We start from the raw sequence: 22,432 nt of genomic DNA, 5'->3' as shown, positions 1-22,432 counted from the left end.
TTGCAGTCATGTCTCCCACCGCCCCCGACGGCTCCCCCGCGAGCCTGCTCCACCGCATTCACGGTGAGGTCGCCGACCTCACGCGACGCATGTCGATCATCTCCGGCGACGTCGCCACCCTCGAATCGCTCCTCGCCGAATCCGCGCCCGCACCCGCCGACGCACCCACGCCGACGCCGACCGCGGCGCAGCCGATGTCCTCACCCCAGCAGCCCGCAGCACCGAGCCCGACGCCGCCGCCCGCACCGCCATTTGTCGCACCGCCCGCCGCGGCACCGCACGCCGCATTCGCCGCGCCACCGTTTGTCGCCGCACCGTTCGCCGGCGCACCATTCGTCGCCGCACCGTTTGCCGCCCCACCCGCTCCACCGTTCGTCACGGCACCCGCCGGTCCGCCGCCCTTCCCTCCGGGTGGCCGCCCCTACCCCGTCGGCCTTCCGCCGGCACCGCGCCCGTATACGCCCCCGCCACCGCGACCGTCGATGTCCGAGCGAATCGCCGCCGCCACCGAACGTGGCCTGGTCGGGACGGTCCTGGCCATCGCGGGCGTGGCCGTCACGCTGACCGGTGTGGTGTTCCTGCTGGTACTCGCCGCGCAGGCGGGACTGTTGCGCCCGGAGATCCGCGTCGCCGGTGGTGCTCTGCTCGCGGCGATCCTGTTCGGTGCGGGTCTGCTTCTCGGTCGACGCGACGGCAAGCGCAGCGCCGCCGGAGCGGTGATCGCCACCGGCGTCACCACGGCGCTGTTCGACGTCCTCGCCGCGACCGCCATCTATCACTGGTTCCCCGGCTATGTCGCGGTGATCCTCGCGGCCGCCATCGCCGCCGGCGGACTGGCCGTCGCCCATGTGTGGAACAGTCAGGCACTGGGCCTGATGGTCGGTGTCGCGTTGATCGTGTTCGCGCCCTTCCTGTCCGGTGGACCGAACACCCTGCTCGTCGGGTTCCTGCTCGCGTACGCTGCCGCCACCATGTGGATTCAGTTGCGGCGCAACTGGACCGCGCTGTATGCGGTCAACACCGTCGCCGTCACCCTGCCGCTGATCGCGATGGCGATCGCGGCCCCGGCCGGTAACGGTGCCCTGTTCGTGGTCGCGGCGTTGGTCAATGTGCTTCTCGCCCTGGGCTCGTCGATCGTGTTGATGCGGTGGTCCACCCGCACCCTGCTGCTGGCGTTGTTCTCGGTGGTGCCGCTGCTGCCCCTGCCGGGAGCCAACGGGATTGCCGGCGCCCTCGTCGCCACCGTCGCCTTGTCGGCCGTCACCGTGCTGCTGGCTTCCCTCGCGGTGGGAGGCGGGCAGCTTCATGCGTCGATCACCGTCGCGTGCCGGACCGTGTGGCTGACCGCAGCGGCGGTCACCGCCCTCGCCGCGGTGGGGTCGAGCCTCCATGGCACCGGCGTGATCGTCGGGATCGCCGGGCTGGGTCTGGTCGTCGCGGTCGCGAGTTGCTTCGGCGAATCGCTGGACGCCCCGATCGCCCTGACGTTGCGCCTCATCGGCTCGCTGTTCACCGGCGCCGCAGTCCTGGCCACCCTGCCGTCGGGTGCCCTGCAGATGCTGTTCGTGTCGTCGATCGGGATCGCGGATCAGGCGATGCTGCTGGCCGCGGCGGTCCTGTCGCTCGTCGCCGTGGGTGTGCTCGTCTGGTCGTGGTCGCAGGGCCGTGCGGCCACCGACCAGCAGATCGTCGCCATTCTCGGTGGCCTGATCGCGCTGTTCCTGGTCACCGAGATCTGTGTCTTCCTCGGGGGTCTGATCAGCGGTGGGAGCACCGGCGGTATCCGCGGTGGACATGCCGCGGCGACCATCGTGTGGGTGCTGGCCGCGGCGGCCGGTCTGCTGTGGGCGCGGCGCCTGCACGGCAACGCTCGCGGGATGACGATCACGGTGAGCCTGGCCGTCATCGCCGCCGCGATCGCCAAGTTGTTCCTGTTCGACCTCGCCGCCCTCGACGGCGTGTTCCGGGTCATCGCGTTCATCGTCGTCGGGCTGCTGTTGCTGTCGCTGGGTGCGGCGTACGCACAGTCGCTGGGTTCGCCGGACAACCGCGGTGTCGGGCCGCAAACGCATGGGCCGCAGATGCACGGGCCCCAGGCGCAGACGCCTCAGCCGCGATCGCCGCAGACCTGGTGATGCGGATGCGGTGACCTCGGCTGACGTGGACGGGCCGGTTCGGAGGATTCCTCCGAACCGGCCCGTCGTTGTGCGGGTCAGCGCTTGTGCGTGTGGGGGTCAGCCGATGATCGTCGCGAGCCGCTGCGCGAGACCGTCGAACTGATGCCCACCCGTGGTGTGGCGGTGCACGGTCGCCGACGGAAGCCGCGCGGCGTTCAGCGTCAGATGCCCGAACTCCACCACCTCGTCGTCGGCGCAGTGATGCAGCGCGAGTTCGACGTCGGGTTCGGGGCCGTCGAAGGCGTACTCGGGGACATCCCATCCGACGGGCTCGAAGTTCGGCATCGCCAGCAACGTGGCGCGCCGCACCGGCACGGAGGTGGCGGTCTCGGCCAGGACCTGGAGCAGCACCGATGCCCCGAACGAGTGGGCGACGAGGACGTCGTCGGGGCCGAGTCGGTGCAGGTGGGTGCGGATCGGGGATGCCCACGCGGCCGGTGACATGTCCTCGTCGGGGAGCAGCGGGTAGGTCAGGTCGGCGTCGAGCAGGCTCGCCAGCCCGTCGGCCAGGGATCGGTCGTCGTCGCCACCCCCGGCCCCGTGGATGAACAACAATCGCCTCGTCATCAGCGGCTCCTCTCTATGGTGAGTACAGACCCGGCCCGGCGACGAAACTCATCGCTGCCGGCGGATCGGGCGAAAAGATTCTCCTGAGACATGTCGAATTCCGTGTGGTGGCTCCGTCTCCTCAGTGAATGCGGAACACATGTCCGCGTCGGACGAAAGGCAGGCCGATGGCCAAGTATCTGATGCTCAAGCACTACCGCGGCGGAAAGACCCCGGTCAACGACGTTCCGACCGATCAGTGGACTCCCGCCGAGTGGGAGGCGCACATCCAGTACATGCAGGATTTCGCCGAGAAACTCGAGTCGTCCGGCGAGTTCGTCTCCGCCGACGCGGTGTCGATGGACGGCGTGTGGGTGCGTTCCGACGGTGAGGGCCGACCGCCGGTCACCGACGGCCCGTTCGCCGAGACCAAGGATCTGATCGCTGGCTGGATGATCATCGACGTCGATTCCTATGACCGCGCCCTGGAACTGGCCGGCGAGTTGTCGGCGGCTCCGGGCGCCGGTGGGCGTCCGCTCGGCGAATGGCTCGAGTTGCGGCCGGTGATGTCCGCGCCACCGACCATCACCGAATGACCACCGGCGACCGCGGGGATCTCGGGGATCTCGGGGATCTGGATGCGTTGGCGATCGGCGCCCAGATCCCCGCGGTCATCGGCATCCTCGTCGGACGCGGGGCCGACTTCGCCTCCGCCGAGGACGCGGTGCAGTCCGCGCTGGTCCGCGCCTGGGAAACCTGGCCGACGCGGCCCCCACAGAACCCGAAGGCCTGGCTCGTCACGACCGCGTGGCGGATCTTTCTCGATCAGGTACGTGCCGACGGATCCCGTGCTGCGCGTGAGCAACTCGTCGCCGCCGAGCCGGCGCCCGGCGACTCGGCAGACACCGACGACACGCTGTGGTTGTACTTTCTGTGTGCCCATCCGCGGTTGACGCCGTCGTCGGCGATCGCGTTGACGCTGCGCGCGGTCGCGGGCTTGACGACCCGACAGATCGCCGAGGCGTACATGGTGCCGGAATCGACCATGGCGCAACGGATCAGCCGGGCCAAGCAACGCATCGCGGGTGTCCGTCTGGACGAGCCGGGTGATGTGGCGACGGTGCTTCACGTGCTGTACCTGTTGTTCAACGAGGGATACTCGGGCGAGATCGATCTCGCCGCCGAGGCGATCCGGGTGACCCGCACGCTCGCAGCACGGCTCGACGATCCGGAGACCGACGGGTTGCTCGCGCTGATGCTGCTACATCATGCTCGTCGTCCGGCGCGGATCGGCGTTGGCGGACAACTCATTCCGCTCTCCGAGCAGGACCGGTCGGCCTGGGATTCCTCGCTCATCGTCGAGGGGGTGGCGATCCTGCAGGCCGCGCTGGCTCGCGATCGGCTCGGCGAGTATCAGGCCCAAGCGGCGATCGCCGCCTTACACGCGGATGCCCAGCGTGTGGAGGAGACCGACTGGGTGCAGATCGTCCAGTGGTATGACGAGCTCGTGGTGTTGACCGATTCTCCTGTCGTGCAACTCAATCGAGCCGTCGCGGTCGGGGAGGCCGACGGTCCGGCCGCCGGGCTCGCCGCGCTGAGTGAGGTCGATCCGACGGTGCCCCGGTTTGTCGCCGCGTCCGCCCATCTACATCTCAACGCCGGCGACTACGCGACGGCCGCAAAGGAATTCGCTGAGGCTGCGCGCCAGGCGACCACGAACGCCGAGCGCGATCATCTGACCCGACAGGCCCTGCACGCCACCACCACGCTCAACACCGGAGACGATCGCCCGACGGACCACTGAGGACGCTGTGCGGATCACTTTGCCCGACGGTACTGCATCTTCCTCACTTGTCAGACAAGTGCTACTCTGCGTTCACACCGCTGGTTCGCACAAGGAGACCCAATATGACGTCCCGCCATCCGTCCGATCACCACCGCGCAGACCGGCCCGGGCTGGGCATAGCGCTCGGCATCGGCGCGACCGGCGGCGTCATCGGGGGACTGCTCGGCGGCGGTAGCGGCGTCTTCTACGTCCCCGCTCTCGAGAAGGTGACCTCGCTGTCGCGGCCGAGCCTGCACGGCACGGCCGGCGCCGCCAACATCGCCGTCACCGGAGTGGGCGCGGCGACCTTCGCCCTGGTCGGTGGCTCTATCGATCTGCACGCCGGCACCGGAATGGTCATCGGCGGAACACTCGGCGCACTCCTCGGCGTGCCATTGATCCTGAAGATCCCGCACCTGGTGCTGCGGTGGTTGTTCGTCGCGATTCTGCTGGCCACGGGCCTCAAACTGATTCTCGATGCCGCCGGAGCCGACCCCCTCCAGGGATCGGCCGTGGTGCCCGCCGGTTGGATTGCCTCCTGGGGATTCACGCTTCCGGTTTCGCTGATTCTCGGGTTCGTCATCGGGGCCTGGGCCGCCGGTATGGGACTGGGTGGTGGTCTTCTCGCCGTGCCCGCACTGATGCTGCTCTTCGGTACTGACCTGCCGACCGCGGAAGGCACTTCGCTGCTGATGTTCTTTCCGAACGCCATCGTCGGGACCATCGCCCATGCCCGCCAGGGCACGGCCGATCTGCGCCTCGGCACCCTACTCAACATCGGCGCGCTGCCAGGCGCCGTCGTCGGGGTCCTGCTGGCGTTGGCACTCGACATCAAGGTCCTCAGCGTGGTGTTCGCCCTCTTCGCCCTCGCAATCGCCGTCCGAGAGATGTACCGCATGTGGCGTGAGGTGAGCGCTGCGGCGCAGCCCACGGCAGCCCGGTCTGACTATCATCGTCAGCGATCGTCGTCACATGGCTAGGGATGCGGGAAACGGGAGAAATGGAAGCACTCACACGGGTGCCGCTGTCGGAGCGGGCGGCCCGGGCATTGCTCGACGACATCCGCGACGGACGTTGGGCGATCGGTGAGCAACTTCCCGGTGAAGTGGCACTCGCGAGCGAACTCTCGGTGGGCCGCTCGACGATACGCGAGGCGATCCGCCGGTTGGCTGCTCGCGGCGTGTTGGTCACCAAACAAGGTGTCGGCGTGTTTCTCGCCGCCGCAGAACCGGCCGAGCCATGGGATCAGCTCGCGCAGATCGCCGAGATCGGCGACGTCTTGCAGGTCCGCATCGCCATCGAGTCGCGGGCTGCCGCACTGGCAGCCCTCGCCCACGACAGCGAAGATGCGACCGCGATTCGGGAGGCCCTCAACGCCCGCAACGATGTCGCCGGCTCCGGGCCCGAAGCACTTGCGACGGCCGACATCCGACTGCACCGGCGAATGGTTCAGGCGTCGCACAGCCCGTTGTTGATCGCGCTGTTCGACAGTCTGCGACCGCGCCTGATCACCGCCATGACCGACATGCTCACGTTGATGGACCTCGACGATCACGACACATCAGATCACGAGAGATTGGTGGCAGCCGTCTTGGACCGTGATCCGGAAACTGCCGAAGCTCTCACTCGCATACACCTTTTGGGCCTCGCAGACCAACTCGGAAAGCGGGATTGAGGGCGGACCGTCGCGCTTGGGCCCCGTCACCTTCCGATGGCGGACGCCACGATGTCGGCCATGGCCCGCCGACCCAGCGGGGTGGGGTGACGGGCCTGAACCGTGAGCGCGTCACTGTTGCCCTGGAACCATCGCAGGGCGTCGGGGGCGCACGCGTCGTGTCCCCGGGCGGGTGTGGCGATGTCGACGAACTCCGCGCCCGATCTGGCGGCCGCGGATCGGAGCACATCGTTGAACCGGTCGAAGAACCGGGTCACGACGGGAACATCGGCGTCGCTGATGTTCGCTTGTCCAGGACAGCCTTTCGCCCCGTAGTAGCCGCCGTGTCCGACGACGAGCACCCGGGCCGATGGGGCCTTGGCGTGCACCGCGCGCAACGTCGTGTCCATCTTCGGTGCCAGTCCGTCCAGTGCGGTGTCGATGGTCGAGGCCATCGACGTGTTCGTTCGGCATCGTGCGTCCATGCCGAAGATCGGTGCGAAGCACGGGGAGATCAGCCCCCACCAGCCGATGTCATTGCCGCCGATCGACAGGGTCACCACCCGTGTCTGTGCCGGCAGCGCCTCGATCTGCGGGCGCATGAAGCCGTGGAGGGTGAGTTGCGGTGTGGTGGTCACGTTGGCAGTGGTCGCGCCGCCGCAGGCCCGCGTGGTCACCGAGACGCCCAGTGTCGTCGCAGCGAGCAGCGGGTAAGAGTCCGGGCCGCGACCACATCCGTCGACGAACGGTGCGGTCCAGGAGGCAACGGTCGCACGCGAATCACCCAGCGCCACATAGTACGCCGAGGCGGCAGCAGGGGCAGCGCCCGCCGGGGCGAGCGTCATGACCGATGTCAGCGCCGACAGACCGACGATGAGCACGAAAACGGCACGACGCCACACGAAGACGTCACGGAGCATGTCCACCTACCCGAGATCAGCCCCGACGACCGGCGATGAGATTAGCATCCCTGCAGGTAGCCGACGACTCGACCGTTGGGACCGGCGAAGAGATCAGACGGGACGTCGGGTGGCCGGGTCCTGGCAGGCGCTGTTGACCGCCGGGATCACCTGGGGACGAAACCCTGCTCCGGAAGAGATTGTGAGCGCCGAGACGAGTCCACCCACCGCGCACATGGCGGACGCGATCAGCATCGCGACGCCGAATCCGTCACCCAGCGGTTCACCCGGTCCGGCCGTGATCCCGGCGACGGCTGGAAGGACCGCGACCGCCAGCAGGCCCGCGATGCGGGCCACGGCGTTGTTGACGCCCGCCGCGGTACCGGCGTGTGCATCGTCGACCGCGCCCAGCGCCACGGCGGTCAACGGGGCCACGGTGACCGTCATACCGATCCCGAAGAGCACCACGGCGGGAAAGGCCGACGTCAGATAGTGCTGTCCGGGAACGACTCTGGCCATCAGACCCAAGCCGACGGCGGCGATCACGGGGCCGATCGTCATCGGTATCCGTGGGCCGGCGCGCTGGGCGATGGCGCCCGCGGCGGGCGACCCGAACAGCATGATGACCGTGCCCGGGAACATCGCGGCTCCGGCCTCGAGGGCCGAGTACCCCATGCTCTGTTGTAATTGCAACGCCAGCAGGAACAGCGCCCCACCGAGGGCCGCGTACACCAGCAGGGTGGTGAGGTTCGCCCCGGAGAACTGGCGGGACCGGAACAGCTCAAGCGGCAACAATGGTGTGCGCAACCGGTTTTCGACGATGAGGAACCCGCAGAGATTGAGGGTTCCGATCGCGGCGGCGACGATCGTACCGGTCCCCCAGCCGCGTGCCGGACCCTCGATCAGGGCATAGATCACCCCGGCCAGTCCGATGGTCATCGCCAGTGCGCCCGCGAGATCCAGCCGGCCGGTTGCCGATCCATCGCGGGACTCCGGGATGTGTTTCAGCGCAATCAGTATCGCTCCGGCAGCGAGCGGAACACTGAGCAGGAAGACCCACCGCCACGACACCGCGTCGACCAGCCAGCCTCCGACGAACGGTCCCAATGCACTTGTTGCTCCGGACATCCCGGCCCAGAGGCCGACCGCCCGGCCACGATCGTCTTCGTCGATGCCGGCATTGATCAGTGCCAGGCTGCCCGGCACCACTGCGGCCGCGGCAATTCCCTGGACGAGCCTGGCCGCCACCAGCCAGCCGATGGTCGGGGCGCATCCGCATCCGATCGATGCCAGGGCGAACAGCACCAGTCCACCGACGAACACGCGGCGGCGGCCGTACCGATCCCCGGCGACCCCGCCGATCAGCAGAAGGGCGCCGAGGGTCAGCAGGTAGCCGTCGAGTACCCACTGCTGGCCCTGCAGTCCGGTGTCGAGGTCGCGCGAGATCGCCGGCAGGGCAACGTTGACGACGGTGCCGTCGAGAAATGCCACACCCGATCCGAGCACCGACGCGGCGATCAGCCAACGTCCTCGCGCGCTCGAGATCGGGGTGGTCATGTGGGGAATGCAGTCGTGATCGCGTTCAGCTCTTCGTTTTTCCGTCGCTGCCTGCCGCGAGGGCCCACAGGACGAGCACGGGCTGACCGAACAACCGCACCAGTCGTTTGGTATCGGAGTCGAGTCCGAAGGCGTCGATGTGGGCGACGTACTGATGGATGTTGCCGGGGAACACCGCGATGAAGAACAGTGCGGCGATTCCCGCGACGATGCGGCGATGCCGTGGCAGTGCGATCAGTGCCGCGCCGAGGCTGATCTCCACGACCCCGGAGGCGAGGACCGTGAAGTCCTTGCCCACCGGCACCCAGTCGGGGACCTGGGCCTGGAACTCGTCACGCTGAAATGTCATGTGCCCGATGCCGGCCAGTGCGAGGACCGCTCCGAGCGCGATGCGGGCTGCGGCTCGCCCTCGGGATTGGGGCGTCGTGGTCGGCGCAAGCGATGCAAGTGACATGGTTGGCCCTCAGTCCTCGGAAATCGTCAGGGTGACATCGACATTGCCGCGAGTCGCGTTGGAGTACGGGCACACCTGATGCGCCTTCTCCGCCAGTTCCTGCGCGGTGGCCTTGTCGACGGCGGGTAGCGTGATCTCCAGGTCGACCGCGATGCCGAAACGCCCTTCCGCGTCGGAGTCCAACGAGACCCGTGCGCCGACAGCAGAATCGGTCACGTCGGCCTTCTCGGCACGCGCAACCACCCGGAGTGCACTGTGGAAGCAGGCCGCGTATCCCACGGCGAACAGCTGCTCGGGGTTGGTGCCCTCACCGGTGCCACCGAGTTCCTTGGGCGTGGCCAGGTCGACGTCGACGCGTCCGTCCGAGGTGCGTCCGTGTCCGTTGCGGCCGTCGCCGGTGGCCAGTGCTTCGGCGGTGTAGAGGTGACTCATGCGGATTCTCCTTGTTGCCGTTGTGATTGTTCTCGTTGTGTCTGAACGGAATTGAGTCGATCGAGTTCGTCGACGAGGTTGTGCAGGACTGCCTTGAGGGGACCGAGGTCGTCGGCCGTCACCGAGGGTTCGTGACCGTCCGCGGTCAACGCCTCGACGGAATCGGCGAGCGCAGCGGTGACGCAATCCGAGCGATCCGACATCGCCGCGCCCTCGTCGGTCAGTTCGACGATGACGGACCGTTCGTCCTCCGGCGAGCGACGACGACGCACGAGACCCGCCGACTCGAGGCGGCGCACCAAGGGCGACACCGTCCCCGAATCCAGGTGCAGTCGTTCACACAATCCGCCGATGGGAACCGATCGTTGCTCCCACAGCGCCATCATCACCAGGTACTGCGGATACGTGAGTCCCAGTTCTCGCAGGCCAGGGCGTTGGGCAGCGATCACGGCCCGCGAGGCCGCATACAACGCGAAACACAACTGGTCATCGAGGCGTGGGCTGTTCACGTCATCGACTGTAGACGTCATTTATATGTTGCGCAACCTAGTTGTGTGGCACAAGGTTGGCGGTCCGGCATCGGCTATCACCTACGAAGGTGGCCTCGACCTCTCCAAGCGCGGCCCGGCAGACACGGGCCTCGACCAGCGGGTAGTCGTCACAACCGTCGGTCGAGCCGGTGCGAGCCCCCAGGGCGAGCGCCGAGTCGAGACCACCGAAAGCCGACAACCCCACGCGAGGACCAGCATCCACCCACCGGGCCTCAACCCGCCGATATCTCGATCCGCACCGCGTCGGGGTAGAACGCCAGATGATCGGCGATCTCGGCGACGGCCGCATACGGCGTGGCGTAGAACCAGGCCTTGTCCTGCAGCACGGTTCCCGTCGCATCACGCAGGCCGTGATAGCCGGCGTCTCCCTTGTAAGGGCAGTAGGTCGAGAGGTCACTGCCGGTCAGCACTTCGGCGACCACGTCGGCGCGTGGTACATATTGCACTGCCGGATAGGTTGATTCACGCAGGGTCTGGGCACGGGTGGTGTCGGCGATCAGGGTGTCGCCCAGCCACACCCGCACCCGCCCCGGGGTCGGTTCGACGGTGATCGGATGGGTGGCGTCGGGTGTGAGGTGCGGTCGGTCGGACATGAGGTTCCTCGCTATGGGGTGGTGGTTGGTGACTTCAGCAGAGCAGCAGCCCTTTTCAGATCGCTGCGCAATGCCGCGGGGGTGATCAGACGCAGAACGTAAAGTGTTGGTGCCGCGACGGTCGGTACGGTCATCACCGCCGTGGCCGTGACACTGGTGCGATCCTCAGCGGGAGAAGCGAATTCGAGGACGAGTTCGGCGTCGACGGGTCCCCAACGGCCGATTTCCGCCCAGCGACGGCAGGGTTCGTTGGTGACCACCTCCATCGCCGGGCGGACCAGCGGAACCCGGGTGATGTCACGCCAACTGCTCCCCACATCACCAGGACGCGAACCCATCGCGACCACGTCGTCGATGCGTGACAGGCTCGATTGCCACTCGGGTCTGTGGTCAGGATCGGTGAGATAGCCGAACGCCACGTCGACGGGCGCATCGATATCCACACGCACCGAGGCGATCTGCGATCGGGCGGTCACAACGACGGCCATCCCGCCGGTCCGGTGCTGCCCGCCGGATACTCATCCATCGCGACCCTGTCGGCTTCCCAGGCGTCGATGACGGGTTGTATGATGCGCCAACACTGTTCGGCCGCGTCACCACGGACGGCGAGTGTGGCGTCACCGTCGAGGATGCCGGACAACACCTCGGCGTAGGCGCGGACCGATCCGCTGCCGAGGTCGGTGTCGAAGTCGATGGTCTTGAGGGTGAACGGATCGGCACCGTCGTGGACATTCAGTTGGACCGACATGGCGTCCGGTCCGAGACGCAGCCGCACCACGTTGGGCGCCACATCGGTGCCGAACTGTGCGGGGATGTGGCGCAGTGGGCGGAACGTCAACGCGATCTCCTTGTCCGCTTCGAGCGCCTTGCCGGATCGCAGGGTGAAGGGAACTCCCTGCCAGCGAGCCGATCTCACCCCGAGTGTCACCTCGGCCAGGGTCTCGGTGTTGCGTGCGGGATCGACACCGTCCTCGTCGACGTACGACGGCATCGACTCACCACCGGACTCGCCCGCGGTGTAGCGGGCACGACGCGAGGACGCCACCGGGTCGTCGTCCCAGATGTGCGTGGCGCGCAACGCCGCACCGGTCGCGTCACGCAGGTCGCGTTCTGCCAGCGAGGCGGGCGGATCCATGGCGACCACCGCGAGCAACTGCAGCAGGTGGCTTTGCACCATGTCCCGCAACGCACCTTCCTTCTCGTAGAAGTCGGCGCGCCCCTCCAATCCGATGCTCTCGTCGTACCGAATGACCACCGACTCGATACTGTCCGCCGACCACACCGGCTCGAACAGCCTGTTGGCGAACCGAATACTCAGGAGATCGAGGAGGACCGACTGACCGAGGAAGTGATCGACGCGGAACACCTGCTCTTCCGGAACGAGTTCGGTGAGCAGGGCATTGAGCTTGCGGGCACTGGCTTCGTCGGTGCCGAAGGGCTTTTCGGGTGCCAGGATGGTGCCGTCGGGAATGTCGACGTCCCGCAACGCCTCACACGACCGTTGCGTCACCGCGGGCGGTACCGCGAAGTAGAGCACCGGGCGGCCCTTGGCCTCGTCGAGCAATCCGGACAGATCGTCCGATTTGGTCAAATCGCCTTGCCGATAGACGGTTTCGTCGGCGAGTTTACGTGAGGTGGGTCCGGCATCGTCACCGAACGCCTCACGCACCTCCGCGCGCCATTGGTCGTCGGGCCGTTCGGAGCGGCCCACACCGATCAGGTGGACCTCGCGGTCCGGCTCACGATCGAGAAGCTGCCCGAGCGCGGGCAGCAGTAGGCGTTTTGTGAGGTCACCGGTGGCGCCGAAGATGATCAGGGTCGTTGCCGTCATATCTACTCCTTCGTCGGAGGGCAGAATCGAATCATGGCCGCCTACATCGAAGACTACGCACTTGTCGGGGACTGCCGGACCGCCGCGCTCATCTCGATCGGCGGTGACATCGATTGGCTGTCGGTTCCCCGCTACGATTCGCCGTCGATCTTCGGTGCACTACTCGGCACCGAGGAACACGGCTCCTGGCGGCTGGCACCCACCGATCGCGACGCGCGCGCCACCCGACGCTACGACGGTGACTCCATGATCCTGGTGACGCGGTGGGAGACGACCGGCGGGATCGCCGAGGTCCACGAGTTCATGCCGATCGACGGTGAACGGGTCGACGTGATTCGTCGCGTCGTCGGTGTCGAGGGGAGTGTGGAATTCGGCACCGAACTGCGGATGCGGTTCGACTACGCGCGCACCGTCCCGTGGGTGTTGCAGGCCGGCGACGACGACGAGCCCGCACTACGCGGCATCGCCGGCCCGGATGCCGTCGTCGTGCGCGGCGTCGCGCTGCACGCCGAGGACCACGTGCACCGCGGGACCCTCACCACCCGCCCGGGCAGTACCGACGACCTGGTGATGACCTGGCAACGTTCCTACCGCCCGGATCCGGACCCACTCGACGTCGACGCCGCGCTGCGTGAGACCCGCGAGTGGTGGTCGCACTGGGCGGGACGGATCGACCACGACGGCCCCTACCGGGACCAGGTGGTGCGCTCGCTCGTCGTGCTGCGTGCCCTCAGCAACCTCGACACCGGTGGCATCGTCGCCGCGGCCACGACGTCCCTGCCCGAACAGATCGGCGGCGGCCGCAACTGGGATTACCGCTACGTGTGGCTGCGCGATGCAGCCCTCACCCTCGATGTCCTGGTGTGCCACGGCTTCCTGCACGTGGCCGAGCATTGGCGGAAGTGGTTGATGCGTGCGATCGCCGGCGACCCGACACAGCTGCAGATCATGTACGGCATTGCCGGAGAACGAGATCTGCCCGAGCGCGAGCTCACCCACCTCCCCGGCTACGAGGGGTCGTCGCCGGTCCGCATCGGCAACGCGGCGGTGTCTCAGTATCAGGCCGACACCATCGGCGAGGTCCTGGTGGCCCTGGAATCGGCTCGCGACTCCGGGCTCGAGGAGACGTCGATGTCGTGGTCGCTGCAGCGAGAATTGCTGTACCAGGTCGAGGCGAACATCGATCGTCTCGATCAGGGCATCTGGGAGATGCGTGGCGAGGCACGACGTTTCACCCACTCCCGGGCGATGGTGTGGGCGGCCCTCGACCGTGGCGTGCGCGCGATCCGGGCCCACGGCCTCGAGGGGCCACTGGATCGGTGGGAGCGGTTGCGCGACAAGGTTGCTCACGAGATCGACACCACCCTGGTCGACCCCGACACCGGCGCCTTCGTGCAGTACGAGGGAACCACCGAGGTCGACGCCGCCCTCCTGCAACTTCCACAGGTGGGATTCTGCGAACCGGACGACCGGCGAATATTGGCCACCGTCAAGCGCATTGAGCAGACACTTATGGTCGGTGGCCTGGTCACGCGGTATCGCACCGACGCCGGCGTCGACGGAATCGACGGTGGCGAACACCCTTTCATGGCGTGTACCTTCTGGCTGGTCGAACAGTATGCCCGCAGTGGACGCATCGAGGACGCGCACGATCTCATGAAACGCGCCTGCGCGACCGCCAACGACGTCGGACTGTTCTCCGAGGAGTACGACACCGATGCCCGACGTCAGACCGGGAACATCCCGCAGGCGTTGTCACACTTGGCTTTTGTGCGTGCCGCGGATGCGTTGGCCGGCACCTCAGCCGACGGGTGAGTTGACGAACCAGACGATCTCCTCCCGCATGCCGATGCTGCGCCAGCCGTCGGCGGTGCGGGTCATGGTGTGGTGGTAGTACCCGCCGCAGGTACTCAACTCGTCGAATCCGGGGATCTGCATCGGGTTGTAGAACTGTGCGATCACGGTCGCGGAGTCGCCGTCGACCGCGATGTCGAGGTTCATCACGTAATGCATGGTCATCGTCAACGACGACAGACCCGGCTCCAACCAGACGATGACCTCGTCGACAGTGCCGACGATCCCGAACGGTGAGGAGCGGTAGTCGATGACGGCGTCGTCGGTGAACACGCGGCGGTACCGATCCCAGTCACGGGTGTCGACCGCGCGACAGTACTCGGTGAGAAGGTGTTGGATCTCGAGGGTGTCGGTCGCCTGTTGCGCATCCACGCACACCGACGCTACCTACCTCCCGATCGTGGGCCGCACGGGGGGATTCTCGCCGTGGGCTGCCTCGTGCATGTAGACGTCCGCCCACTCGACTGAGTACCGCGCACACTCGACGCGAAACAGCGCCCACTCGACGGGTCATGGGGCGAACGCCGGACCGTCGAATCGTTCTCGCGTCACGAACTCCTCGACCGCTTCTCGCCGCAGCCTGGTGAGTTGTTTGACGGGTTTGCCCAGCGGGATCACGGCGGCGAGGGCGAACTGGTCGGGGATGCCGAGGAGTTCACGCACGGCGGGTTCTTCGGCGACGGCCATCGAGGTGATGGTGCCGCCGAATCCCTCGGATCGGGCGGTGGTCAGGATGTTCCACACCAGCGGATAGATCGATGCACCGCTGACGACGCCGATCCGGTCCAGGTCCTGATCCATCGCGGCCACCACGCCGAGATCGACGGTCACCACGAGCAACACCTGCGCGTGGACGAGCGGGGCGACGAAACCGTCGACGGCGTCGTCCACATTGCGCAGGTCGTCGTCGGTGATCGCGGTGGGATGCACTGGGTTCCACGGCTTCTCGCCGATAGACTTCTGCGCGAGGTAGCGGCGGGCGCCGGGCTTGCTCAGTTCGGCCAGCGCACGCTTGGTCGCGTCGTCGCGCACCACGATCACGTGCGCGCCCTGGCGGTTTCCGCCACTCGGGGCAAACCGCGCCGTGTCGAGGATGCGCCACAGGGTCTCGTCGGGGAGCGGATCGTCGGTGTACGTGCGCGCGGCAAAGGTGGTGCGGATGACCTCGTCGAAATCCATGGACTCGCTCCTGCTGGTGGTGCCTCGTGGCCGGCCCCCGATGAACCCTGCACACCCATGCAACCATGCCCGCGCCCGCCACAGCTGTCGGGTCGGTGCCGTTGTCGGTCGGTGCCGTTGCCGGGTCGGGGCCGGCCGTCGGGTCAGTACAGCAGCGGCCCGAGTGCGCTCGCGAGTCCGGCGGCACCGCCGGCCAGCGACCGGATGGCCTCGAGCCGGCTCGACACTCCGCCGATCATCACCGCACCGCGCACGTCACCGTCGATGTCGAGGATCGGGACCGCGACATGCGCATGCTCGGGCACGAGCTCACCGTCGTCGACCGCCACGTCGGTACGTCGGACCGTGGCGATCTCCTCGTTCAAGTGTGCGAGGTCGACGATAGTGGCGGGGGTGAGGGGCGTGAGGGTGGTGCCGACGACCTCCCGCCACTGCGACATCGACGCCAACATGAGTTTGCCGGCCGCCGACGCGTGCGGATACCGCATCAACTCGCCGACTCCGGTCAGCGGATGATCCGGGTCGGGATCGAGGACCCGCAGTGTCGTCCCCGACGTGCCGGTGGGCCGGAAGTAGATCAGGTGAACCGCGAAACGCACCGACCCACGAAAATCGTCGATCAGCTGACGGGCCCGCGCCGGGACCGGCGGTGGGATCACCGCACTCACCAACGACGACAGCCGGGTACCCAACGCGAAGCCACGCAAATCGGCTGTGCGGACCAGGAATTCATCGGCGACAAGGTTGTTGAGCAGCCGGTACGTGCTGGCCGGCGGCAACCCCAGATGCTCGGCGATCTCCTGGCCGGTGGTGCCGATCCCGAGATCGGCCACCGTCTCGATGATCTGCAATGCACGCGACACCGAGTCCGAGCGTCCTAACGCCATCGCGCACCCACCGCACCGCGTCGGCACGCGTCGCCGCGACACGTCATCGCAGCGTCGCCATCGTGAGGACGTCGTCGCGGCTGGTCGCGTCGAACACGCCCACGCCACCGAATCGGTGCGGTGCGCGGGCCGCGACCACCGCGACCAGACCGATGGCCAGCAGCATCGATCCGACGTAGATCCCGCACAGGATGCGTCCGTGTTCGACGTCGGTGGTCAGCCCTGTGATCAGCAGCACGGCGATGACCAGGGCGGTCACCGCACCGAGCACCGCGATGACCCGACTCGGTTCGCCGATCCGGCGCAACAGTGCGGGCGCTGCCAGGCAGGCGGTGAGGTAACTGCCCAGGTATCCCAGCGCCGAGAGGGTCAGGAAGTCGCGGATGCCGGTCTGCGGATCACCGCCGCACCACAGGAACACCAACGGCCCCGCGACGATCACCACCATCGCCACGATCGTCGCGACCGCCGGCGTGTGAAACCGCGGATGCGCCCGACCGAACGCTTGCGGCACCACCCGCTCACGTCCCAGCGTGAACAGCACCCGCACAAGCGCATTCACCGACGCCAGCGCGCACGCGAAGAACGACGTCGCGATGCCGATGTCGAGGACCACCGACGCCACCCGGGTTCCATCGGCCAGGAACAGCGCGGCCAGCGGAGTCGGCGAGTCGCGGACCTGTTGTGGCGCAACGAACATCGCCACCGACTGCGACACCACCGCCAACAGGTAGATCACGCCCGCGGCGATCGGGGTCCACAGGACCGTGCGGGGTACCGTCCGAAACGGCCTGCGCGCCTCCGCCGACAGCGTCGTCGCCGATTCGAATCCCACGAAAGCACTCACGGCCACAACGATGTTCAACCCCATCGACCCGACGTCAAGGTGCGGGGTGAACACCTGCGACCACGACGCGTCACGATGGGAGGCGCCCAGCCAGATCATCAGCGCCACCATGATCACCACGGCAACCACCTCGACGGCGAGAATGGCCGCGGCCGACACCTTGACGCCCCGCACCATGAGCAGGGCCATCACCACGGCCGCGCCGATCACGATGAGACACATCGCGATCAACGACACGCTGGTCGACGCCCCGACACTCACCGCGATGTGGTTGAGATACAGACCGACCGCCAGCAGTCCGGCCATACTCACCGAGCCGTAGCCGACGATCGCCGACCACGCCGTCGGCAACGCCACCCGCGGGCCGAAGCCCTGGGCGACGTAGGAGTACAGGCCACCGACGACGGCGAGTCGCTGCGCCATCGGTCGGATGCAGCAGGCGACCGCGACGATGACCACCATCGCGACGAGAAACGACACCACTCCGCCGGTCCCGCTGATGGCGGCGATGACGAACAACGGGGTGACCGCCGACGTACCGGCCGGGGCGATGGCCGCGACCGACTGGGCGAAGACGGGTACGAATGGGAGTTGCCTGCGGGTCAGTCCCCGGACCGGGGACTCGTCGGAGACCAGTGGCGTCTCGCGAGTGGGCGACTCACGGTGCGGCTGCGGCGTGGAGGACTGCGGAGTGGAGGACTGCGGCGTGGAGGACATGGCGTCTCCACGGTGACCGAGCGCAGATGTCCGCGCATCGCTTTTGTGTTTCATCCGTGTTAACCGGCCTGAGAATCTTTCGGCCCGGCATTCTCAACCGGCCTTACCTCGACGCCACTGTGATGTGACACACAGCCCGTAGCGTCGGTCCTCGTTCATCCCCCTGCGAGAGGCGACGACGCTCTCGCGCTCGACCAACTGAGAGAGATCGCTGCAATGAGCATGACCGAGTCCGCCCGCGACACCGCCGCGGCGACCACCGATTACCTGGACAAACGTCGCCTGAAGACCGGTACCGCCGGATGGGTGCTGCTCGCCGGGCTCGGCGTCAGCTACGTCATCAGCGGCGACTACTCCGGGTGGAACTTCGGCCTCGGTGAGGGCGGTTTCGGCGGTCTGGCCATCGCCGCGGTCATCATCGCCGCGATGTATCTGGCCATGGTGCTCGGTATGGCCGAGATGAGTTCGGCACTGCCCGCCGCGGGCGGCGGATACACCTTCGCCCGCCGCGCGCTGGGGCCGTGGGGCGGCATGGCGACCGGCACCGCCGTTCTCATCGAGTACGCCATCGCCCCGGCCGCCATCGCGACGTTCATCGGTTCCTATGTCGAGTCGCTGCACCTGTTCGGCAACACCGACGGATGGTGGGTCTACCTCGCGGCCTATGTGCTGTTCATCGGTATCCACCTCGCCGGCGTCGGCGAGGCCCTCAAGGTGATGTTCGTGATCACCGCGATCGCGTTGCTGGGTCTGCTGATCTTCGCGGTCGTCGCGATCGGCGACTTCTCCTGGGCCAACCTCACCGACATCGCCCCCACCGACGCCGCCGGTGCGAGCGCGTTCCTGCCGCACGGCTACCTCGGCATCTGGTCGGCGATCCCGTTCGCGATCTGGTTCTTCCTCGCCGTCGAGGGTGTCCCGTTGGCCGCCGAGGAGGCCAAGGATCCGGCCCGCAACGTGCCGCGCGGCATCATCGCCGCGATGTGCGCGCTGATGTTCACGTGCGCGCTGGTGCTGTTCCTGGTCTCCGGTGCCGGCGGCGCCGACGCCATGCAGGATTCGGGTAATCCGCTGGTCGAGGCGCTGGGCGGCGGCGTCGCGCACACCGTGGTCAACTACATCGGCCTGGCCGGCCTCATCGCGAGCTTCTTCTCCATCATCTACGCCTACTCCCGTCAGCTGTTCGCCCTGTCCCGGGCGGGCTACCTGCCGAAGTCGTTGTCGGTGACCAACTCTCGCAAGTCGCCCACCCTTGCCCTGATCGTTCCCGGTGTCATCGGTTTCGTTCTGTCACTGACCGGTGAGGGTGCGATGCTACTCAACATGGCCGTCTTCGGTGCCGCGCTGAGCTACGTGCTGATGATGATCAGCCACATCGTGCTGCGTGTCCGCGAACCCGACATGCCGCGGCCGTACCGCACCCCCGGCGGCATCGTCACCACGTCGTTCGCCCTTGTCATCGCCCTCGCCGCGGTGGTCGCCACCTTCCTCGTCGACATCACCGCCGCCACCGGCTGTCTCATCGTGTTCGCACTGTTCATGGGCTACTTTGGCTTGTACAGCCGCAAGCGGCTGGTCTTCGCCAGCGCCGACGAAGAGTTCGAGGCCATTGCCGACGCCGAAGAGGGACTCTCGTGACCTACAGCCACACCGTGCGCGGGCACACCCATCAGTTCGCCGACCTCGTCGAGGTGATGGCCAAGGCCACACCGGCCCGCTCCGGCGACGAGTTGGCCGGCTGCGCAGCCGAATCCGATGCCGAACGTGCCGCCGCCGCATGGGTGCTCGCCGACCTTCCGTTGACCACCTTCCTCGAGGAGATGGTGGTCCCCTACGAGTCCGACGAGATCACCCGGCTGATCATCGACACCCACGACCGTGCGGCGTTCGCAGCGGTGTCGGATCTGACCGTCGGCGGATTCCGGGACTGGCTGCTCGAGCAGGTCACCGCGCCCGGCGGCGCCGAACGACTGCGCGCGGTGTCCCCCGGCGTGACCCCGGAAATGGTTGCGGCCGTCAGTAAGCTGATGCGCAATCAGGATCTGATCGCGGTCAGCAAACGGATCGAGGTCACCTCAGCGTTTCGCACCACGATCGGATTGCCGGGGCGCCTGGCCACTCGCCTGCAGCCGAATCATCCCACCGACGATCCGCGCGGAATCGCCGCGGGCATGCTCGACGGACTTCTCCTCGGCAGCGGTGACGCCGTCGTCGGGATCAACCCGGCCACCGACTCACCGCAGGCCACCTCGACGTTGCTGGAGTTGCTCGACGAGGTGCGCACCCGCTTCGAGATCCCGATGCAGTCGTGTGTCCTCTCCCACGTCACCACCACCATCGGACTCATCGAGGACGGCGCACCCGTCGACCTGGTGTTCCAGTCGATCGCCGGAACCGAAGGCGCCAACCGGGGTTTCGGCGTCGACCTGGCGATCCTGACCGAGGCCAACGAGGCCGGGCGATCGCTGAAGCGGGGCACCGTCGGCGACAACGTCATGTATCTCGAGACGGGACAGGGGTCGGCGTTGTCGGCGGGCGCACATCTGGGAACGGGTGGTCGTCCGGTGGATCAGCAGACCCTGGAGACCCGTGCCTACGCGGTGGCGCGTGCGCTCGACCCGTTGCTGGTGAACACCGTCGTCGGGTTCATCGGCCCCGAGTACCTGTTCGACGGCAAGCAGATCATCCGCGCGGGACTCGAGGATCACTTCTGCGGCAAGCTCCTCGGGCTGCCGATGGGTGTCGACGTCTGCTACACCAATCACGCCGAAGCCGACCAGAACGACATGGACACACTGCTCAGCCTCCTCGGGTTGGCCGGGGTCTCCTTCGTCATCACCGTCCCCGGTGCCGACGACATCATGCTCGGCTACCAGAGCCTGTCCTTCCACGACGTGCTGTACCTGCGTGAGGTGATGGGACTGCGTGCCGCGCCGGAGTTCGAGGCGTGGATGCAGCGAATCGGCATGGCCGACAACCATGGTCGCGTCGTACCGCTCGATCCGGCATCCTCTCCCCTGCGTGGATTGGCGGCGTCATGAGCACCGGCAACGCCCCCGTCGACCGGTCCGGGGAGTTCGGCGACGATCCGTGGGATCCGATGCGTCGCCTCACTCAGGCCCGTATCGGTTTGCAGCGCAGCGGTTCCGCCCTGTCCACCTCGGACGTGCTGAGGTTCCAGTCCGATCATGCAGCGGCCCGCGATGCCGTCCACACCCCCATGTCCACCGACGCCATCACCGACGGCCTGCGCGGCCTGGGCCTCGGCGAGCCGGTGACGGTGACCAGCCGCGCGACCGATCGGGCCGAGTATCTGCGTCGCCCGGATCTGGGTCGGGTACCCGACGACCCTGCCGCCGTGCAGAATTCGGGTGCAGATATCGGAATCGTGCTGGCCGACGGGCTGTCGGCGACCGCGATCGACGACCACGGCGTGGCCCTGGCAGCGGCGATCGTCGAGGCGGTGTCGCCGGAACGCAGTGTCGCACCGCCGGTAATCGCCACCCAGGCACGTGTCGCCCTGGGCGACCACATCGGTGAGGCCCTGGGCGTGGAGGTCATGATCGTCATCATCGGCGAACGACCCGGACTGTCGGTGGCCGATAGTCTGGGCATCTACCTGACCTACGGTCCACAGCCGGGACGCCGTGACTCCGAACGCAATTGCATCTCCAACATCCACCCGCCCGACGGCCTCGATTACGCGGGGGCCGCGCGCATCGTCGCGGCACTCGTCGACGGAGCCCGCAAGCTGGGTGCGTCGGGAATCGCGTTGAAGGACACGTCGGTCGCCATGCCGATGGTGGAGTAGCAACCCCCCTGGTCGAGTGCGCCCCTACTCCCGCTGGTCGAGTGCACCGCCACTCCCGCTGATCGAGTGCACCGCCACTCCCGCTGGTCGAGTGCGCCGCGCGAGCGAAGCGAGCTCGTCGCGTATCGAGACCTCGTAAGCCGACAACGCAACCCGCCCAACAACTCCCAGCCCCAACCCACCAGGTCTCGACACGGGCTCCGTTTCGACGGAGCTCAACGCGGCGGCTATCGCTCCGCCCGGCTCGACCGGCGAAACGAATGGCCCAACCGAACCCCCGCTGGTCGAGTGCGCCGCGCGAGCGAAGCGAGCTCGTCGCGTACCCCGCCCAGTCGAGCGCACCGCAACCCCCGCCGGTCGAGTGCGCCGCGCGAGCGAAGCGAGCTCGTCGCGTATCGAGACCTCGTAAGCCGACAATGCAACCCGCCCAACAACTCCCAGCCCCAACCCACCAGGTCTCGACACGGGCTCCGTTTCGACGGAGCTCAACGCGGCGGCTATCGCTCCGCCCGGCTCGACCGGCGAAATTGGCGATCCCACCGGCAGAAGAGGCCGGCTCGACCTGCGGAATGAACGGCCCGACCGAACCGCCGCCGGTCGAGTGCGCCGCGCGAGCGA

Annotated in this window: 22 protein-coding genes; 9 read left to right on the top strand and 13 right to left on the bottom strand. The window is 67.4% G+C overall.

Annotated features, from left to right (window positions below; genetic code table 11):
- Window positions 1-8 precede the first annotated feature (8 nt).
- On the top strand, window positions 9-2,135 hold the full coding sequence (locus ABLE92_RS19535; protein ID WP_348806446.1) for a DUF2339 domain-containing protein: 2,127 nt from the start codon (window positions 9-11) through the stop codon (window positions 2,133-2,135).
- A gap of 99 nt (window positions 2,136-2,234) precedes the next feature.
- Here the strand turns inward: ABLE92_RS19535 and ABLE92_RS19530 are convergent, their stop codons facing one another.
- Complete coding sequence (locus ABLE92_RS19530) at window positions 2,235-2,744, bottom strand: alpha/beta fold hydrolase (protein WP_348806445.1); 510 nt, start codon at window positions 2,742-2,744, stop codon at window positions 2,235-2,237.
- A 167-nt stretch (window positions 2,745-2,911) separates the two neighbouring features.
- Between ABLE92_RS19530 and ABLE92_RS19525 the strand changes: the two genes are divergently transcribed.
- The 4 genes from ABLE92_RS19525 to ABLE92_RS19510 all read left to right on the top strand — a co-directional run bounded on the left by ABLE92_RS19525 (window position 2,912) and on the right by ABLE92_RS19510 (window position 6,223).
- Window positions 2,912-3,319 carry a YciI family protein gene (locus ABLE92_RS19525; RefSeq protein WP_348806444.1) on the top strand — a complete coding sequence of 136 codons (408 nt, stop codon included), beginning with the start codon at window positions 2,912-2,914 and terminating at the stop codon, window positions 3,317-3,319.
- Complete coding sequence (locus ABLE92_RS19520; RefSeq protein ID WP_348806443.1) at window positions 3,316-4,527, top strand: RNA polymerase sigma factor; 1,212 nt, start codon at window positions 3,316-3,318, stop codon at window positions 4,525-4,527. The genes ABLE92_RS19525 and ABLE92_RS19520 overlap by 4 nt, the downstream gene beginning before the upstream one ends.
- A gap of 104 nt (window positions 4,528-4,631) precedes the next feature.
- Window positions 4,632-5,528 carry a sulfite exporter TauE/SafE family protein gene (locus ABLE92_RS19515; RefSeq protein ID WP_348806442.1) on the top strand — a complete coding sequence of 299 codons (897 nt, stop codon included), beginning with the start codon at window positions 4,632-4,634 and terminating at the stop codon, window positions 5,526-5,528.
- A gap of 20 nt (window positions 5,529-5,548) precedes the next feature.
- Window positions 5,549-6,223, top strand: coding sequence for a FadR/GntR family transcriptional regulator (locus ABLE92_RS19510; RefSeq protein ID WP_348806441.1), 675 nt, complete (start codon window positions 5,549-5,551; stop codon window positions 6,221-6,223).
- Window positions 6,224-6,249: 26 nt separating this feature from the next.
- On the opposite strand, the gene ABLE92_RS19505 is transcribed toward ABLE92_RS19510, so the two are convergent.
- The 8 genes from ABLE92_RS19505 to ABLE92_RS19470 all read right to left on the bottom strand — a co-directional run bounded on the left by ABLE92_RS19505 (window position 6,250) and on the right by ABLE92_RS19470 (window position 12,519).
- A complete protein-coding gene (locus tag ABLE92_RS19505) occupies window positions 6,250-7,122 on the bottom strand; it encodes an SGNH/GDSL hydrolase family protein (protein WP_348806440.1) in 873 nt (290 codons plus the stop codon).
- A 93-nt stretch (window positions 7,123-7,215) separates the two neighbouring features.
- Window positions 7,216-8,658 (bottom strand): DHA2 family efflux MFS transporter permease subunit, encoded by a 1,443-nt coding sequence (locus ABLE92_RS19500; RefSeq protein WP_348806439.1) that lies wholly within the window; start codon window positions 8,656-8,658, stop codon window positions 7,216-7,218.
- Between the two features lie 25 nt (window positions 8,659-8,683).
- Entirely contained in the window at window positions 8,684-9,112 is a 429-nt protein-coding gene (locus ABLE92_RS19495; RefSeq protein WP_348806438.1) for a DoxX family protein, read from the bottom strand.
- A 9-nt stretch (window positions 9,113-9,121) separates the two neighbouring features.
- Window positions 9,122-9,544 carry an organic hydroperoxide resistance protein gene (locus tag ABLE92_RS19490; RefSeq protein WP_348806437.1) on the bottom strand — a complete coding sequence of 141 codons (423 nt, stop codon included), beginning with the start codon at window positions 9,542-9,544 and terminating at the stop codon, window positions 9,122-9,124.
- Window positions 9,541-10,053, bottom strand: coding sequence for a MarR family winged helix-turn-helix transcriptional regulator (locus ABLE92_RS19485; RefSeq protein WP_348806436.1), 513 nt, complete (start codon window positions 10,051-10,053; stop codon window positions 9,541-9,543). The genes ABLE92_RS19490 and ABLE92_RS19485 overlap by 4 nt, the downstream gene beginning before the upstream one ends.
- 254 nt (window positions 10,054-10,307) lie before the next feature.
- On the bottom strand, window positions 10,308-10,688 hold the full coding sequence (locus ABLE92_RS19480) for a DUF427 domain-containing protein (protein WP_348806435.1): 381 nt from the start codon (window positions 10,686-10,688) through the stop codon (window positions 10,308-10,310).
- 11 nt (window positions 10,689-10,699) lie between these two features.
- Entirely contained in the window at window positions 10,700-11,176 is a 477-nt protein-coding gene (locus tag ABLE92_RS19475; protein ID WP_348806434.1) for an SRPBCC family protein, read from the bottom strand.
- Window positions 11,161-12,519, bottom strand: coding sequence for a glucose-6-phosphate dehydrogenase (locus tag ABLE92_RS19470; RefSeq protein ID WP_348806433.1), 1,359 nt, complete (start codon window positions 12,517-12,519; stop codon window positions 11,161-11,163). Before ABLE92_RS19470 ends, ABLE92_RS19475 begins: the two co-directional genes overlap by 16 nt.
- A 33-nt stretch (window positions 12,520-12,552) precedes the next feature.
- Between ABLE92_RS19470 and ABLE92_RS19465 the strand changes: the two genes are divergently transcribed.
- Window positions 12,553-14,334: a glycoside hydrolase family 15 protein gene (locus ABLE92_RS19465; protein ID WP_348806432.1), complete on the top strand. Its 1,782-nt coding sequence runs from the start codon at window positions 12,553-12,555 to the stop codon at window positions 14,332-14,334.
- Here ABLE92_RS19465 and ABLE92_RS19460 read toward each other — a convergent pair.
- From ABLE92_RS19460 to ABLE92_RS19445, 4 genes are all read right to left on the bottom strand, one after another.
- On the bottom strand, window positions 14,320-14,745 hold the full coding sequence (locus ABLE92_RS19460) for a nuclear transport factor 2 family protein (RefSeq protein ID WP_348806431.1): 426 nt from the start codon (window positions 14,743-14,745) through the stop codon (window positions 14,320-14,322). The two genes, ABLE92_RS19465 and ABLE92_RS19460, sit on opposite strands and share 15 nt — an antisense overlap.
- Window positions 14,746-14,883: 138 nt before the next feature.
- Window positions 14,884-15,552, bottom strand: a complete 669-nt coding sequence (locus ABLE92_RS19455; protein ID WP_348806429.1) for a nitroreductase family protein — start codon at window positions 15,550-15,552, stop codon at window positions 14,884-14,886.
- Between the two features lie 143 nt (window positions 15,553-15,695).
- A complete protein-coding gene (locus ABLE92_RS19450; RefSeq protein ID WP_348806427.1) occupies window positions 15,696-16,439 on the bottom strand; it encodes an IclR family transcriptional regulator in 744 nt (247 codons plus the stop codon).
- A gap of 43 nt (window positions 16,440-16,482) precedes the next feature.
- The gene (locus ABLE92_RS19445; RefSeq protein WP_348806425.1) at window positions 16,483-18,003 is read right to left on the bottom strand and encodes an APC family permease; all 1,521 of its coding nucleotides are present in this window, start codon (window positions 18,001-18,003) and stop codon (window positions 16,483-16,485) included.
- 216 nt (window positions 18,004-18,219) lie between these two features.
- Between ABLE92_RS19445 and eat the strand changes: the two genes are divergently transcribed.
- Genes eat through eutC form a run of 3 tightly spaced genes read left to right on the top strand, consistent with a single transcriptional unit; the run spans window position 18,220 to window position 21,814 of the window.
- On the top strand, window positions 18,220-19,641 hold the full coding sequence (gene eat / locus ABLE92_RS19440) for an ethanolamine permease (protein ID WP_496560825.1): 1,422 nt from the start codon (window positions 18,220-18,222) through the stop codon (window positions 19,639-19,641).
- Window positions 19,638-21,044 carry an ethanolamine ammonia-lyase subunit EutB gene (locus ABLE92_RS19435; RefSeq protein WP_348806423.1) on the top strand — a complete coding sequence of 469 codons (1,407 nt, stop codon included), beginning with the start codon at window positions 19,638-19,640 and terminating at the stop codon, window positions 21,042-21,044. Before eat ends, ABLE92_RS19435 begins: the two co-directional genes overlap by 4 nt.
- Window positions 21,041-21,814 carry an ethanolamine ammonia-lyase subunit EutC gene (gene eutC, locus ABLE92_RS19430; protein WP_348806422.1) on the top strand — a complete coding sequence of 258 codons (774 nt, stop codon included), beginning with the start codon at window positions 21,041-21,043 and terminating at the stop codon, window positions 21,812-21,814. The genes ABLE92_RS19435 and eutC overlap by 4 nt, the downstream gene beginning before the upstream one ends.
- Window positions 21,815-22,432: the final 618 nt, after the last annotated feature.

Origin of the sequence: Gordonia oleivorans (genome assembly GCF_040044975.1) — a bacterium.
Classification (GTDB): Bacteria; Actinomycetota; Actinomycetes; order Mycobacteriales; family Mycobacteriaceae; genus Gordonia; species Gordonia oleivorans.
The sequence above is the reverse complement of the archived record's forward strand: the minus strand, read 5'-3'. Positions and strand labels throughout refer to the sequence as shown.